13 protein-coding genes are annotated in these 14,879 nt (G+C 39.5%); 4 read left to right on the top strand and 9 right to left on the bottom strand.

Going from position 1 to position 14,879, the window contains the following annotated elements; genetic code table 11:
- Nucleotides 1–119 precede the first annotated feature (119 nt).
- From A7P54_RS16215 to A7P54_RS16205, 3 genes are all read right to left on the bottom strand, one after another.
- Complete coding sequence (locus tag A7P54_RS16215) at nt 120–1,577, bottom strand: amino acid permease (RefSeq protein ID WP_005206090.1); 1,458 nt, start codon at nt 1,575–1,577, stop codon at nt 120–122.
- Nucleotides 1,578–1,595: 18 nt separating this feature from the next.
- Nucleotides 1,596–2,612, bottom strand: coding sequence for a class I SAM-dependent methyltransferase (locus tag A7P54_RS16210; protein WP_171550175.1), 1,017 nt, complete (start codon nt 2,610–2,612; stop codon nt 1,596–1,598).
- Nucleotides 2,613–2,674: 62 nt separating this feature from the next.
- Nucleotides 2,675–4,033 (bottom strand): nucleobase:cation symporter-2 family protein, encoded by a 1,359-nt coding sequence (locus A7P54_RS16205; protein WP_017402214.1) that lies wholly within the window; start codon nt 4,031–4,033, stop codon nt 2,675–2,677.
- A gap of 176 nt (nt 4,034–4,209) precedes the next feature.
- Here A7P54_RS16205 and typA point away from each other — a divergent pair, with 176 nt between their 5' ends.
- From typA to A7P54_RS16190, 3 genes are all read left to right on the top strand, one after another.
- A complete protein-coding gene (gene typA / locus A7P54_RS16200) occupies nt 4,210–6,045 on the top strand; it encodes a translational GTPase TypA (RefSeq protein ID WP_017402215.1) in 1,836 nt (611 codons plus the stop codon).
- Between the two features lie 245 nt (nt 6,046–6,290).
- Nucleotides 6,291–6,722: a large conductance mechanosensitive channel protein MscL gene (mscL, locus tag A7P54_RS16195; RefSeq protein ID WP_004652374.1), complete on the top strand. Its 432-nt coding sequence runs from the start codon at nt 6,291–6,293 to the stop codon at nt 6,720–6,722.
- A 158-nt stretch (nt 6,723–6,880) separates the two neighbouring features.
- Complete coding sequence (locus A7P54_RS16190) at nt 6,881–7,213, top strand: gamma-glutamylcyclotransferase family protein (RefSeq protein WP_171550174.1); 333 nt, start codon at nt 6,881–6,883, stop codon at nt 7,211–7,213.
- Nucleotides 7,214–7,274: 61 nt separating this feature from the next.
- Here the strand turns inward: A7P54_RS16190 and A7P54_RS16185 are convergent, their stop codons facing one another.
- Entirely contained in the window at nt 7,275–7,565 is a 291-nt protein-coding gene (locus tag A7P54_RS16185; RefSeq protein ID WP_171550173.1) for a peptidylprolyl isomerase, read from the bottom strand.
- Between the two features lie 30 nt (nt 7,566–7,595).
- The gene (gene mutM / locus A7P54_RS16180) at nt 7,596–8,417 is read right to left on the bottom strand and encodes a bifunctional DNA-formamidopyrimidine glycosylase/DNA-(apurinic or apyrimidinic site) lyase (RefSeq protein WP_171550172.1); all 822 of its coding nucleotides are present in this window, start codon (nt 8,415–8,417) and stop codon (nt 7,596–7,598) included.
- 207 nt (nt 8,418–8,624) lie between these two features.
- Here mutM and A7P54_RS16175 point away from each other — a divergent pair, with 207 nt between their 5' ends.
- Nucleotides 8,625–10,754, top strand: coding sequence for a TonB-dependent receptor (locus A7P54_RS16175; RefSeq protein ID WP_216077143.1), 2,130 nt, complete (start codon nt 8,625–8,627; stop codon nt 10,752–10,754).
- Nucleotides 10,755–10,792: 38 nt separating this feature from the next.
- Here the strand turns inward: A7P54_RS16175 and A7P54_RS16170 are convergent, their stop codons facing one another.
- From A7P54_RS16170 to A7P54_RS16155, 4 genes are all read right to left on the bottom strand, one after another.
- Complete coding sequence (locus A7P54_RS16170; RefSeq protein WP_171550171.1) at nt 10,793–11,593, bottom strand: tetratricopeptide repeat protein; 801 nt, start codon at nt 11,591–11,593, stop codon at nt 10,793–10,795.
- A gap of 250 nt (nt 11,594–11,843) precedes the next feature.
- On the bottom strand, nt 11,844–12,566 hold the full coding sequence (locus tag A7P54_RS16165; RefSeq protein WP_171550299.1) for a DsbC family protein: 723 nt from the start codon (nt 12,564–12,566) through the stop codon (nt 11,844–11,846).
- Between the two features lie 83 nt (nt 12,567–12,649).
- Nucleotides 12,650–12,970 carry a protein tyrosine phosphatase gene (locus A7P54_RS16160; protein WP_171550170.1) on the bottom strand — a complete coding sequence of 107 codons (321 nt, stop codon included), beginning with the start codon at nt 12,968–12,970 and terminating at the stop codon, nt 12,650–12,652.
- Entirely contained in the window at nt 12,971–14,839 is a 1,869-nt protein-coding gene (locus A7P54_RS16155) for an AAA family ATPase (protein ID WP_171550169.1), read from the bottom strand.
- Nucleotides 14,840–14,879: the final 40 nt, after the last annotated feature.

The raw sequence follows: 14,879 nt of genomic DNA, 5'->3' as shown, positions 1-14,879 counted from the left end.
TATTGTGTGGTTCCTTGTGGTAATGGCATATTGTCGTCCTCCTATCATATGGTGCCGTTGAAAATATGAGCGAGATTTTACTCATATTTTCAATTGGGTCAAGTAAAAAAGCGGTTTTTTTATTCGCCTTCTTTCACATTCATATCTTTATATGCAATCAGTTTGGTCTTGTGTTTCCACTTATAACCCAGCCAAATCGCCAAGAATAATGGAATACTAATATAGGTTGAAATTAAACCTAACCAGTCGATTTTTCCGCCAAGTAAAGCTTGGTAGTTTTGACCTAAGATGATGATTGAACAAAGAATAAATGCAAACCAAGGCGCAAATGGGAAGAATTTGGCACGGTAAGCCAGATCTTCAACTTTATAACCCTGAGCAATATAACCTTTACGGAAACGGTAGTGTGAAATCGCAATACCTAGCCAGACAATGAAACCACACATCCCTGACATGTTGAGTAACCAGTTAAAAACCTGTTTCTCGCCAATAAAGGTGGTCAGGAAGCACAGTGCAGCAACCGCAGTGGTCGCATAGAGTGCATTCATTGGTACGCCACGGCCATCTAGTCTTGAGAACCACTTAGGTGCACGACCTTGTTTTGCCATATCAAATAACATACGGGTAGAAGAATACATGCCCGAGTTACCAGCAGATAAGATCGCACTCAGAATAACCGCATTCATCAAACTTGCTGCAAAGGCAAAGCCTGCTTTTTCATACAATAAGGTGAATGGTGAGAGGGCAATATCTTCACTTTGCGCTGCTTTTAATAGTAGTGGATCATCATAGCTGACCAATGTACCGATGATGAAAATACAAAGGATATAGAACAGTAAAATACGCCAGAAGATTTGTTTGATCGCCAATGGAATGGTCTTTTTAGGATCTTTCGATTCACCTGCCGCAACCCCAACCATTTCAGTTCCCTGAAAGGAGAATCCAGCAATCATGGCCACACCGATTAAGGCTTGCAAACCACCAACAAAAGGCGCTTCTTTATAAGTCCAGTGCTGAAATACCGATACATTGGGTGTCATCATGATTTTAAAAATCATCCAGATCCCAATGATGATAAACACGATAATCGCGATCACTTTGATCAAAGAGAATAAAAATTCACTTTCACCAAACCCTTTGACTGTTAAAGCGTTAATTCCAAAAATGATGGCAAGGAAAATGGCACTCCAGTAGAAACCTGGAATATCAGGGAACCAAAACTTCATGATGAACTGAACTGCAACCAGTTCAAAGGCAACCGTAATCGCCCAGTTATACCAATAGTTCCAACCTAAGGCGAAACCAAAGCCATCTTCGACATAGCGGCTACCATAGGTAAAGAATGCACCAGACGTTGGATTGTGCGTGGCTAACTCACCTAAGCTGGTCATCAAGAAATAAATCATGATACCGATGAGGGCATAGGCCAATAACGCACCACCTGGACCCGCAGTGGCAATGGTTGAACCTGAAGCAAGGAATAAGCCTGTGCCGATCGATCCACCAATGGCAATCATGTTCAGGTGGCGAGCCCCGAGCTTCCGCTGAAGGTGTTGAGGAGCAGATGTATCGCTCATAAAAATTCCTTAAAATGTTTATTTTGCACAGGCATATAACACCTTGAATCCTTGTTGATCGGCTTTCACCAGACATTCACCAAAACTTTGTTCAATCAGAGGAGGGTAGTTTAGAAAACGATTTGCTACGATCCATAATTCACCTGAATTTTTCAGATGTCTTTTCGCACGTTGGCAAAGTTCCTCACTCGCATCGTAATTGGTATGAATTCCCTGATGAAAAGGCGGATTGCTGACGATCGCATCTAAATCATTCGGTGCATCTACAAAACCGGTGACAGCTTGCAGATTTAACTGAGTTAAATTGAGACCATTTCGTTGAAAGGTCAGTTCAGTAGACCGTAATGCAAATGCATCAACATCAAGTGCAAAAATTTGCCGATTCGAATCTAGTTTGGCCAAATAGGCACTAATAATTCCAGCGCCACAACCAAAGTCGGCAATCTTACCTGATTTTACTTGACTAAGGTAAGGGACTAATACGGCTGTTCCGACATCTAAATGATCTTGACTAAATACACCAGGCAAGGCACAGATATTTAACTGTTCTTGATCTATTTGAACTGTATAAGTTTTTAACCAGTGTTCAAGTGGTTTTAACTGCTCTGTTCTTTCGATCTTCATTTGCCAAAGTTGGCAGTGACGTGCACTGTCAAGTTTTAGTGTTTTGCCATATTGCAATAATTGTTTTGCTGCCCGCTCAACGCCCCCTTTTTTTTCACCAACCAGAAAAATATTGTGATCAAGTTTTAAATGGCTAACCACAACGTGCAGAATATAATTCAGGAGTTCTTTCGACTTTGGAACGAAAATAACAACCTGATCAAACTGTGCTTGTGGGAATTCCACGGAAAAATGAGAGCGAATTCCAGAGCTGATAAAACCTTGATGATCAGCATAATTCCAAGTCCATACTGAGGCTTGGACTTTATTGGGTAAAATTTTGGCGAGTTGATCATTTGGGGCATTAATCAGTAAAACTTGCCCGCTTAAATAATCTTGCTGTCTGATGACAACTTCACTACGTGGATCCATTTTGATCTCTCATCAAAAACAAAGCCCAGTCGTGAAACTGGGCACTTGTCATGGTTGGATGATTATTTATGTGTTTCAGGTAAAACAATATTTAAAATTAGGGCCGCGATACCACCTGTTGCGACACCAGAACTGAAAATATTTTTAAATAGTTCAGGTAGATGCTCAAGAATCTGGGGTACTTGTGCAACACCGAGTCCGAGTGCGAGCGAAATTGCAATAATCAGCAAAGCGCGACGGTCGAGGTGAATACTGGAAAGAATATTGATACCAGAAGCCGCAACAGCCCCAAACATCACCATCACAGCGCCACCAAGCACCGCTTGCGGTACGGCTTGAATCACGGCAGCAACAGCAGGGAATAAGCCTAAAATCACCAAGAGTACGGCAATCCAAATCCCGACATAACGACTTGCCACACCAGTCAATTGAATCACGCCATTGTTTTGGGCAAATACAGAACTTGGGAAGGTATTGAAGATACCAGCTAGGAAAGAGTTGGCACCGTTGACCAGTACGCCACCTTTAATCCGTTGCATCCAGATTGGGCCATCCACAGGCTGATTAGATATTTTACTGGTCGCAGTAACATCACCAATCGCTTCGAGAGAAGTAACTAAATAGATGAATGCCATTGGAATGAACAAACTCCATGAGAAGCTGAGTCCAAAATGCATCGGTGTTGGAATTTGAATTAAAGGTGCATCATTGAGTACTGAAAAGTTTAAATGGCCCATGAATCCAGCAAGAATATAGCCAATCACCAGTGCGATTAAAATTGCTGAACTTTTTACCCAAATAATTTTGATACGATTTAATAGAATAATAATGCCAAGCACGGTGCATGACATAATTAGGTTATCTGCATTGGCAAAGGTGTTGTCCTGCATTGCGGTATAACCACCGCCCATGCTAATCAAGCCTTCTTTAATCAAAGTAAGACCAATCAACAGCACCACAATACCAGTGACTAACGGCGTAATCAGCTTTTTTACCCATGGCAAAATTCGAGAAACGCCCATTTCAATAAATGAACCCGCAATCACAACACCAAAAATGGCTGCCATGACTTGCTCAACAGGTGTACCCGCAGCAACCATTGCACTCCCAATACCAATAATTGGGCCGATAAAGTTAAAACTTGTACCTTGGACAATGAGGAGTCCAGCACCAAATGGACCAACCTTTTTACACTGTAAAAAGGTTGCAATTCCTGAAATGATTAAAGACATCGAAAGGATCATGTTGGTGTCTTCGCGAGAGACGCCAAGTGCTAAACAAATCAGTAATCCAGGGGTGACAATCGGGACTAAAATCGCCAAAAGATGCTGTAGAGCGGCTAAAAATGCAACAAAAGGTTTCGGTCGATCATTGAGTCCGTAGACCAGATCAAGCTGCTGCTGAGGTTGTGAATTCGACATGGGAGTATAAAAAGCGAGAGGCATTAGTGGAATATTCTAATAGAGTTAGTTCGCTTTACCAACGATTCTATGACACTTCGTCAGAAAAAAAGTGCACTGTCAATAAACTGTCACTACTAAAGTTTAGTATTTTTCTGTATAATTTGCCCTCAAATTTAAAGCGTATCGAATTTTACATGTCAGATATTAAAACTCTCCGTAACATTGCCATTATTGCGCACGTCGATCATGGTAAGACGACTCTAGTCGACAAACTTTTACAACAATCAGGTGCTCTTGGTGATCGCGCAGGCGAGATTGAACGTGTTATGGATTCTAACGCGCTTGAGTCTGAACGTGGTATTACCATTCTTGCAAAAAACACTGCAATCAAATGGTTAGACGCACGTACAAACACCGAATACCGCATTAACATTGTGGACACCCCAGGACACGCCGACTTTGGTGGTGAAGTGGAACGTGTAATGTCGATGGTTGACTGTGTATTGCTTCTTGTAGATTCACAAGAAGGTCCAATGCCACAAACTCGTTTCGTAACGCAAAAAGCGTTCGCGCGTGGTTTGAAGCCAATCGTGATTATCAACAAAGTTGACAAGCCAAGCGCGCGTCCAGATTGGGTAATCGATCAAGTATTTGATTTGTTTGATAACCTTGGTGGTACAGACGAACAGTTAGACTTCCCAATCGTTTATGCTTCAGGCTTACGTGGTGTTGCTGGTCCTTCACCAGAAGAATTAGCGGAAGACATGACACCGTTGTTCCAAACAATTGTAGATATCGTTGAACCACCAGCAGTTGATGTTGATGGTCCATTCCAAATGCAGATTTCATCACTTGACTATAACAGTTTCGTAGGTGTAATCGGTGTTGGTCGTATCCAGCGCGGTTCAGTAAAATTAAACACTCAAGTGACTGTAATTGATAAAGAAGGTAAGACTCGTAACGGTCGTATCTTAAAAATCATGGGTTACCACGGTTTAGAGCGTGTTGATGTAGAATCTGCATCAGCTGGTGACATTATCTGTATTACAGGTATTGATGCATTAAACATTTCTGACACGATTTGTGATCCGAAAAATGTAGAAGCTTTACCGCCATTGTCTGTAGATGAACCAACAGTTTCGATGACGTTCCAAGTAAACAACTCACCATTTGCTGGTAAAGAAGGTAAGTTTGTAACTTCACGTAACATTCGTGAACGTCTTGATCGCGAATTGATTCATAACGTAGCATTACGTGTTGAAGATACTGATAGTCCAGACCGTTTCAAAGTTTCTGGTCGTGGTGAACTTCACCTTTCAGTATTGATCGAAAACATGCGTCGTGAAGGCTTCGAAATGGGCGTATCACGTCCACAAGTAATCATGAAAGAAATCGATGGCGAAAAACAAGAGCCATTCGAAAACGTAACTTTTGACGTTGAAGAACAACACCAAGGTTCTGTAATGGAACAAATGGGCTTCCGTAAAGGTGAGATGACCAATATGGAAGTTGACGGTAAAGGCCGTATCCGTATTGAAGCAACTGTACCTTCACGTGGTTTGATTGGTTTCCGTTCAGAATTCTTAACCATGACTTCTGGTACAGGGATCATGACATCAAGCTTCTCGCATTACGGTCCAGCAAAAGCAGGTACTGTTGCGAAGCGTCAAAACGGTGTGTTGATCTCTATGGTTCAAGGGACTTGCTTGGGCTATGCACTCTTCACACTTCAAGACCGTGGTCGTCTGTTCGCTAAACCACAGTTAGAAGTATATGAAGGTATGATCATCGGTATTAACTCTCGTTCTGATGACATGGTTGTTAACCCAACTAAAGCGAAGCAGTTAACTAACGTTCGTGCATCAGGTACTGATGAAGCTTTGACTTTAACACCTGCAATGGAATACACGCTTGAACAAGCGCTTGAATTCATTGAAGATGATGAATTAGTTGAAGTAACTCCAAAATCGATTCGTATTCGTAAGCGTTACTTAACTGAAAACGAACGTAAGCGTAACCGCGATAAATAATTTTTCTTCACTGAAAAATGACAAAACCGCTAAATTTATTTAGCGGTTTTTTATTGCATAAACCTAAGGGGAGGGACATGCTTAAACACATATTTTTATTAAAATAAAAAGTGTTGTTAAAGTGTGAAATAACTTTCTTTTTTTGATAAAAATATTAAATTATCAACATTATGTGGATAACTGCGCCTGTGTAATAAACAATGCAAAAACAGGCTGCGATTAAGTTCAACTCTGGAGAGTTATAGATGAGTATTATTAAAGAATTTAAAGAATTTGCCATCAAAGGCAATATGATGGATTTAGCGATTGGTGTCATCATTGGTGGTGCTTTCGGTAAAATCATTGATTCATTAGTGAAAGATATTGTGATGCCAGTGATTTCATGGATCTTGGGTGGTGATGTGGATTACACCAATTGGTTCCTTATCCTCGGCGACAACCCGAACAATGTGACAACCCTGAAAGCAGCACAGGATGCAGGACTGAATGTATTTGCTTATGGTAGCTTCTTAACTATTCTGATTAACTTCTTGTTATTGGCATGGGTTGTATTCTTGTTGGTGAAAGTGATGAACCGTATCCGCAAACAAGAAGAGGCTGCGCCTGAGCCTGAAGCAACACCGGAAGATGTTCAATTGTTACGTGAAATTCGTGATGAGTTGAAAAAACAAGGTTAATTTGTCTTGAATAAAAAAACGGCATTTGAAATGCCGTTTTTTTATTGCCTATTAAAATAGATTGGCACTGGATAATGCGGTGAAAATCATCATTTCACATAGAAAAATTGCTGCTTTCATTTTAAGATGCTGTGCATATGATCGGGGGATTAACCAACATGAACCAATTATTTGTTTACGGCACGCTTTGCCCAAATCGAGAAAATGCTCATATTTTGGGTGGAATAGGCGGTGACTGGCAACAAGCTTTTGTACATGGCACCATTCATATTTTGGATTGGGGGCCAGATCAAGGTTTGCCTGCAATGGTGCTGAATGAAGCAGATCCTTTGGTTGAGGGCTATCTATTTAGTACGGATAAGTTAGAACAGAATTGGCAAATGTTGGATGATTTTGAAGGGATACAATATCAACGTGTAAAGGTTCAGGTTCAGTTGTCTGATGGCAGCACAAGATTGGCATGGACTTATGTGATGAAGCCTCAGGATTAAAAGGTTTATTCTTGGAACAGGCTGTTGAGCTTAAATTAGAATTTAAGCTCAACCCCAGCGATTATCTCAAACCATCCATACGGAATTTGACTTCGACCAGATGGAAGCCAAACTGGCTTTTAATCGGACCATGTAAAATACGCTCTGCTGCGCTAAAGACCAGTTTATCGATCACAGGGACCAACTGTCCTTTTTTCACTTCACCGAGTTCACCACCACGTTTTGCTGAATTACAGGTTGAATATTGCTTGGCAACCTTGCAGAAATCTGCACCCGACTGAATCCGTTTTTTTAGCTGCTCAGCCAAGTCTTTGTCTTTAACTAGAATATGTCGAACAATCGCAGTTTGCATGCTGTGTTCTCCTTTGTACATTTCATAAGCTTACGCTTTTTTTAACTTCAGTGGCTGGCATTGCGGGCAGAATACACTGGCACGTTGGCCTAATTTCATGTTTTCTAATGTGGTTTCACAATTTACGCACATCTCACCCGCACGCCCATAGGCCAAAAGCGTCTGCTGAAAATAACCATTTTCACCCATCGCATTGCTATAGTCACGTAAGGTTGAGCCGCCTAAGTCAATCGCCTGTTTTAAGATGCGTTTAACTTCAATGACCAATTTTTCCACTTGTGCTTTGCTCAGCGTCGAAGCAGGTTGTGCTGGATGAACCCCGATGTTGAATAAACTTTCAGTCGCATAAATATTGCCGACACCAACCACCACATGGTTATCCATCAAAGCAATTTTAATGCCGACATTCTTTTTACTCAGTTTTTCATGAAGGTAACCCGCATTAAAATCTTCGCTTAATGGTTCAGGACCAAGCGTGTCGATCAATTTACTTTGATTCTGTTGGTCTAACCATAAAATACAGCCAAAGCGACGTGGATCATGGTAGCGGAGTTGCAGATCTTCAAAATCAATCACCAGATGATCATGCTTTCTGAGTGCTTCATTAGGTTCACATAGGCGAAAGCTACCAGACATGCCCAGATGCCAGAGCATATGGTCATGTTCAAATTCAGCTAAAATATATTTCGAGCGGCGTTTAAGTTGAATCAACCGTTGTCCAACCAGCTTATTGAGATCATTAGGAATAGGCCAGCGTAAACTTGCATTCAAGACGTTGACTGCTTGAACACGTTGTTGCAACAGCGGCAGCAGGCTGGTTTTGGTGGTTTCAACTTCAGGAAGTTCAGGCATAGAAAGCTCAAGTTGTTTCAACAACAATACAATGAGGGCAAATGTTTCACTTACAATTATGACGGTATTTAATTTTATTTACCAATGCCGATCATTAACTATATTGATGGTTTTGGCTAAAGTTAATGATGTAAGACAAATATAAAATAATCAGATGCTTACTTTTAAAAATCATCCTTTCGAAATTTTGAGAAATAAGGAATCTTCATGCCTTCACTGAAAATTAACCTTTTATACGGTTGCGTCGCAATGTGTATGGGGGCGGGTAGTAGCGTTATCTGGGCAGCTGAATCAGATGCGGATCAAGCGGTGCAGCTTCCAACGATCAAAGTTGAAGCAACACGAACCAATACCACGTATATGCAAACCCCTGCATCGATCTTTAGAGTGGCTATGCCTCCAAATGATCAATCTGCGCAGGTGAACTTAACCGAAGTGGTGAAAGGGATTCCAAGTGTTCAATTACGCAATCGCGAAAATTACGCGCAAGATTTGCAGCTCTCGATGCGTGGTTTTGGTGCGCGTTCGACCTTTGGTGTGCGCGGGATCCGTCTATATACCGATGGCATTCCAGCAACGATGCCAGATGGACAGGGCCAAACCTCGAATATTGATTTAAGTAGTCTCAGTCATCTTGAAGTATTAACTGGTCCATTTTCATCACTGTATGGCAACTCATCAGGTGGGGCAATCTTGGCGACGACCAAAGAAGGTCAGGGCAAAGATTCGATTGAGATGAGTTATGCGGGAGGCAGTCATAACAAGAATCGTGTAGGTCTGGTACTACAGGGCGGTGCAAAAAATCAAAATGAACCGAGCTACATCATCAGTTCCTCGTATTTTGATACCGATGGCTATCGTGAGCACAGCAAAGCAGAAAAAGTCTTAAATAATGCGAAACTGACGTGGAATTTGGATGATGGCACTAAAATTAACTGGGTCACCAACTATGTCAAGATTCATGCCGATGATCCCCAAGGTTTAAATCGAACTCAATGGCAGCAAAATCCGCGTCAGGTGAATGATGCGAATAATATATATAACGTTCGTAAAGATATAGAACAAACGCAAACGGGTGTGACTTGGTCTAAACCGATTAATGATCAACATGAGTTGTATGCGATGGCTTATTTCGGCAATCGTCAGGTGACTCAATATCAATCAATTCCCCAATCCGCGCAAAAAAATCCTAATCATGCGGGTGGTGTGATTGATTTTGAACGTAATTATTATGGTGCTGATTTCCGCTGGACAGGTAAAGAACTGTTGCCGAATACCACTTTTAGTGCAGGGCTTGCTGTTGATAGCATGGATGAAGACCGCAAAGGGTATGAGAACTTTAATCTTGTTAATGGGTCGCCGTCTTATGGGGTAAAAGGCACATTGCGTCGTGATGAAGACAATACCTTGTGGAATGTTGATCCCTATTTACAAGCCTCTTGGCAGTTTTTACCGACTTGGCGTTTAGATACGGGTGTGCGTTATAGCAATGTGCATTATAAATCTAAGGATCATTATTTAAGCAATGGCAATGATAGTGATAAAACGGATTATAACAAGGTGTTACCATCGGCTGCCTTAAGCTGGCAAATTGCACCTGAGTTATTGGCTTATGCCAGCTACGCCAAAGGCTTTGAAACTCCAACCTTTACTGAAATGGCTTATCAAGCAGATAAGGATAAATCTGGATTTAACTTCGATCTAAAACCATCGACTAGTGATAATTATGAAGTAGGTTTGAAATCGCAAAACCCGTTTGGTGATTTCACTTTGGCTGTTTTTCAGAGCAAGACTCAGGATGATATTGTTTCAGCAGGTACTTCAAATGGACGTGCGACCTTTCGGAATGCTGATAAAACCTTGCGCCAAGGAGTTGAGTTGGCATGGAATAAAAAGATCTGGAAAGATCTGGAAATCAGTAGCAGTTATGGTTATTTAGATGCCAAGTTTGATACCACAATTCCGGCTGTAGGTACGGTCAAGGCTGTTGAAAAGGGCAATGCAATTCCGGGGATTGCCAAGAACCAAGCTTTTCTTGGCTTGGCGTGGAAACCAGAGCAAGGCTTCTATGCAGGTGTTGATACTCAGTATATGGACAAGGTCTATGTGGATGATATCAATAGTGATGCAGCACCAAGTTACACCATTGCTTCAATCTATACTGGATATGCATGGAAATATGCAGATTGGGGCATAAATGGCTTTGCGCGTGTCGACAACCTGTTTGATAAAAACTATGCGGGTTCTGTGATTGTGAATGATAGCAATAGCCGCTTCTTCGAACCTGCAGATGGGCGCAACTGGAGTGCGGGGATTAAAGTCAGCAAACAATTCTAAGTGAAAAGAGCAGCATTTATTATGCTGCTCTTTGTTTTCTACTTTTTAGTTGCTGCTTTTTTTGCTGCGATTGCTTCTTCAACCTTGGCTAAAGATTCTTTCGCATTGGGGTAGTTTGCTTCAGCTAAACGAGAAAAAATATTTTTTGCCTGCTCTAAATCTTGATCGATAATGTTGCCATTAGCAAGCATGTTTCCCAAAATCATCAGAGATGGCGCATAACCTTTCTTGGACAGGTCTTTTAAGCTCTCAACAGCTTGTTGTTGCATGAATGGATTTTTATTCTTTACGCCAATGCCAAGGTCATATACTGCTTTTAAATTCTTCGCTGGATAATAGTCCTTTCGGAGTAAAGGGAGTAACCTCTGAATGGCAATTTGGTCATATTCAGGTTTTCCTTGTCTGAATAATAAATCAGCAAACTCAACAGTTGCATCATCTGAGCCTTGAGTCGAGGCTTTATCTAAATACTCTTTATATTTTTGCGGATTTTTAGCAAGGCCAAGTGTACCTTTGTGATAGGCCTGAGCTAGGCTGAAGCTGGCTGGTCCATAACCTTTATTAGATGCATCTTGATAATATTGAATGGCTTTCTTTTCATCTTTTGCAGTACCTTGGCCCATTTGAGTCATATAACCAAGATTATAGACAGCTTGTTGATTACCCGTTGTGGCTAAGCGTTGCATTTCCTGAAAGGCAGCAGGGTAATCCTTTGCATCGTAGAGTTGAGTCGCTTTAGTAAATGCAGGATCAGGTTTAATCGTTGACGTTTTAGGGTCAGCTGCAAATGTTGTGTGGCTTGCAATCGTCATTAAACTTGCGATAAGCAATTTTTTCATGTTTATTTTTCCTTTCATGTTGATCTGCTTTCATCCTTTGCATAGCAGAACTCAATATGCTGTTCCCATCATAAAAGTTTGGTTAAAAATGTAAATAAGGATTTTGTATAAATCTTAGCAAATGGAACAAACGAAACTGGAACTTTATTTCTATTTAGTTGTTTAAAATTAATGTCTTATGTTGAAAAATATGAAAGAAGGCTTGAGGTTTTTTGTGGCAAAAAAGTCAACAAGCCTTCATATTTAACCTTTATTTTTGGGGACTGGCTTCTTGTAAAAGTTGCTCAATCTGTTCTGCATTTTGCGGGCTGCCTGAGAGTCGCATCCCATTTTGCAAAAATAAAGTTGGTGTTCCATCGATTTGTAATTTTTGACCTAGGGCGAGATTCTTCTGTATAGGAGTCTCACATTGTGCAGCATTTTTAGGTGCTTTACGGTGCAGCATATAATCTTCCCAAGCTTCATACGGATTTTTCGAACACCAAATTTTATTCGCAATCGTTTCTGCTTGAGGATGTAGTCTTTTAAGCGGGAACAAGAATAGATACACGGTGACATTATCAACCGAAGTCATATGTTGCTCAAGCTTTTGGCAATAAGGGCAATCAGGATCGCTAAAGACATAGAGGATACGTTCCCCATTACCTTTTACATATTTAATTGCTTGATCGAGCGGCAGCTGTTTAACATCAATTTTACCAAATTCAGCCAAGCGCTCTTCGGTTAGGTTTTTCTTGTTTTTAACATCGAGGAGGTTACCAAAAAATAGGTATTTGGCTGTTTCATCAGTATAGATAATTTTACCCGCGGCATAGACTTCATAAATACCTGGTAAAGGAGAGGGGCTGACGGATTTGACTGGAATATCAGGATAATTCTGTTTGAAGTTTCGTTCCAGTGTTTTGCTATCTGCATGCAGGCTTTGTACGCTGAGAAGGCTCAGACTGAGTGCAGATAACCATGTTTTGATCATTATTTTCATGAGAAATCGGTTGTATTGAGAATAGGTGAACAATAACCTTCATTTCGATTCTCGACAAGAATGATCGTTAAACTTTATTTTAAATAAGGCTGCATTGCCAATTGCAGCAATTCGATTAGTTCAACATCCATATAGTGATAGTCATCTGGAATATCGAGCACGAACACTTTCTTATGCATAAGTTGTTTGGAAAACTGTTGTTTGATCTGTTGCTTGTGTCGAGACTCCATTACAAAAATTTGTTCAGCCCAAGCAATACCCTTTAACGAGAGAGTATGTTTGGCGTGACGGCTAGTCCCTGCTGAACGGGTATGTAGGCCATACCCTTGAGCGAAAATACGTTCGGCTGTAGGACTACGCCATTGATTGCGACTGCAAATGAAAAGAGTGTTCATTTAAGAGTTACACTTTTCAATATGAGCAAAGATTTTTTTGCAGAGCTCCTCTGCTTTTGGTGTTAATTGCCATCCTGGATTTTCATCGAAGTCCTTAATTACTTCTCTGCAAAAATCAAGTTTAGACTTAATTGTTCCAACACCATCGCCATCTGCAAATGCATTCTTTGAAGTAATAGAGTTAGGTCTTTTCATCTGTTGATCAAGTAATTTTCCAATGCCATAGTCGTCGTGATCAAAATAGTTTTCATCTGTAATTTTATCTAATAAATCAACATTATAGCTTTTAGTTGTTGACGGTCGCATTCGTTCAAATCTAATTTTTGCTACACGGATAATTGTATTGTGGGGTAAAAGATTTTCTGTTTCCTTACATTTAAGTATTAAATAATTTTCTTTTCCTAGTTCAGAAGCTAATACTTGACTTCTCGTTGATTTATTCTGAATATCGCCATCTGCTATAAGAAGCATGTCACTTGCTATTGCTTTAGCACTTAAACCTTTATCCTCCATTAAATGGGGATAATCCTCACAAAAAGACCAGTGAGTTAAATTACTTCCAGCATATTCTACAAATGTATAATGATAATTTGGCATAAAGCGACGGTACTTTTTGTATAACTCGAAATCTTTTTTTTCTAATAAGATCAAAAAATTTTCCATGAATTTAGTAATATATAAGCGATCGGTAATACCTTCTACCCAGATTGTACAGTTAGCTAAGTATACAGATGAAGGCTTGACACCCAATGAGGCGAGTAAATCTCTATCTCGATTACAACGATAAATGCTGAATTCAGCTGAATTTGATTCATCCATATTTGTTTTTTTAACAAATTTTTGAATAATTACTTGATCTGATTCGTCCGCCATATCAAGTAGATGATTGGAGTGTGTCGTAAAAAAGTAATAGTGCTTAGTCTCATTTAAATAAAAATTCATTAATTGACGAACCATACCTGCATGCATATGTAGTTCGGGTTCTTCAATGAAAAATGCATGCTTATCGTTCTTGGTAAAGGCTTCATAAGTTAAAATAATTACTTGCTGCAAACCATCTCCAAGCATGGAAACAGGAAATTGATTATCTTGATCAATTTTTATATGAACCATATCAATGATATTTTCATGTTCATCTTTTCCAAATTTTGGAATTAAAGTAATCGGTTTATTGTCAAAGAAGTATTGGCTTAGTTTCTGTTCATATTGTTTAATCAACTCTCTTTGTTCAGGTTCTCCAAGTAAATGAGTTTTAAGTTCATAATATAGACATTCACCTGTAATTATATTTTTAGAGTTAAACTTTTCAATGTTTTTGAAATAGTCTTTTTGAGTTCTTTCTATATATGGTTGTTTATCTTCAATGCTAGTAACAGGACGCATTCCTCTAAGGATAGGAATATAAAATTTTGAATTAAATAAAGAGTCTAAATTCTGGATGTCATCATCAGAAAGTTCAAAAAAATTGAAATCTTTTAATATAGAACGTAAATCATGAGACCTATCTATACTTTGTTTAATTGTAGAGTTGATAAAAATAAGTTGATTGAGAGTATTATTTGCTAATAGCTTATTCATTTCTTTAATAGAGAGTTTAAAGTCGGATAAATTCATTGAATAATTAAGCTTTTCTAGATCATCAAATTTTTTATTTAAAAGTCTTAAATTTTTTACAAGCTTTTTATTCTGATAAAAGTTGCTTGGGTAATTGTGAGTAAAAAGTGTTCTTAGAAATTTACTTTTTCCAGAATTATTTTTTCCTATAAAGAAGTTAAGTCTTTTTATTTCAATTATTTTATTGTAATTATTATCATTTTCTGAATTGTAATGTTCTAAATCTTCAGCCCAGTAATATATTTTTTCTGACATAAAAAAGCCCCCATATAAGAAGGCTAATTTAACAATAACT

It is taken from the genome of Acinetobacter sp. Ac_3412 (assembly GCF_013072675.1).
Lineage (GTDB): Bacteria > Pseudomonadota > Gammaproteobacteria > Pseudomonadales > Moraxellaceae > Acinetobacter > Acinetobacter higginsii.
Note: the sequence above shows the minus strand (reverse complement) of the source record. Positions and strands in the feature narration are given on the sequence as shown.

Bases quoted from the DNA above. Each gene is read 5' to 3' on its own strand.
- A7P54_RS16215 (WP_005206090.1), bottom strand. From the start codon at position 1,577: ATGAGCGATACATCTGCTCCTCAACACCTTCAGCGGAAGCTCGGGGCT.
- A7P54_RS16210 (WP_171550175.1), bottom strand. From the start codon at position 2,612: ATGGATCCACGTAGTGAAGTTGTCATCAGACAGCAAGATTATTTAAGC.
- A7P54_RS16205 (WP_017402214.1), bottom strand. From the start codon at position 4,033: ATGTCGAATTCACAACCTCAGCAGCAGCTTGATCTGGTCTACGGACTC.
- typA (WP_017402215.1), top strand. From the start codon at position 4,210: ATGTCAGATATTAAAACTCTCCGTAACATTGCCATTATTGCGCACGTC.
- mscL (WP_004652374.1), top strand. From the start codon at position 6,291: ATGAGTATTATTAAAGAATTTAAAGAATTTGCCATCAAAGGCAATATG.
- A7P54_RS16190 (WP_171550174.1), top strand. From the start codon at position 6,881: ATGAACCAATTATTTGTTTACGGCACGCTTTGCCCAAATCGAGAAAAT.
- A7P54_RS16185 (WP_171550173.1), bottom strand. From the start codon at position 7,565: ATGCAAACTGCGATTGTTCGACATATTCTAGTTAAAGACAAAGACTTG.
- mutM (WP_171550172.1), bottom strand. From the start codon at position 8,417: ATGCCTGAACTTCCTGAAGTTGAAACCACCAAAACCAGCCTGCTGCCG.
- A7P54_RS16175 (WP_216077143.1), top strand. From the start codon at position 8,625: ATGCCTTCACTGAAAATTAACCTTTTATACGGTTGCGTCGCAATGTGT.
- A7P54_RS16170 (WP_171550171.1), bottom strand. From the start codon at position 11,593: ATGAAAAAATTGCTTATCGCAAGTTTAATGACGATTGCAAGCCACACA.
- A7P54_RS16165 (WP_171550299.1), bottom strand. From the start codon at position 12,566: ATGATCAAAACATGGTTATCTGCACTCAGTCTGAGCCTTCTCAGCGTA.
- A7P54_RS16160 (WP_171550170.1), bottom strand. From the start codon at position 12,970: ATGAACACTCTTTTCATTTGCAGTCGCAATCAATGGCGTAGTCCTACA.
- A7P54_RS16155 (WP_171550169.1), bottom strand. From the start codon at position 14,839: ATGTCAGAAAAAATATATTACTGGGCTGAAGATTTAGAACATTACAAT.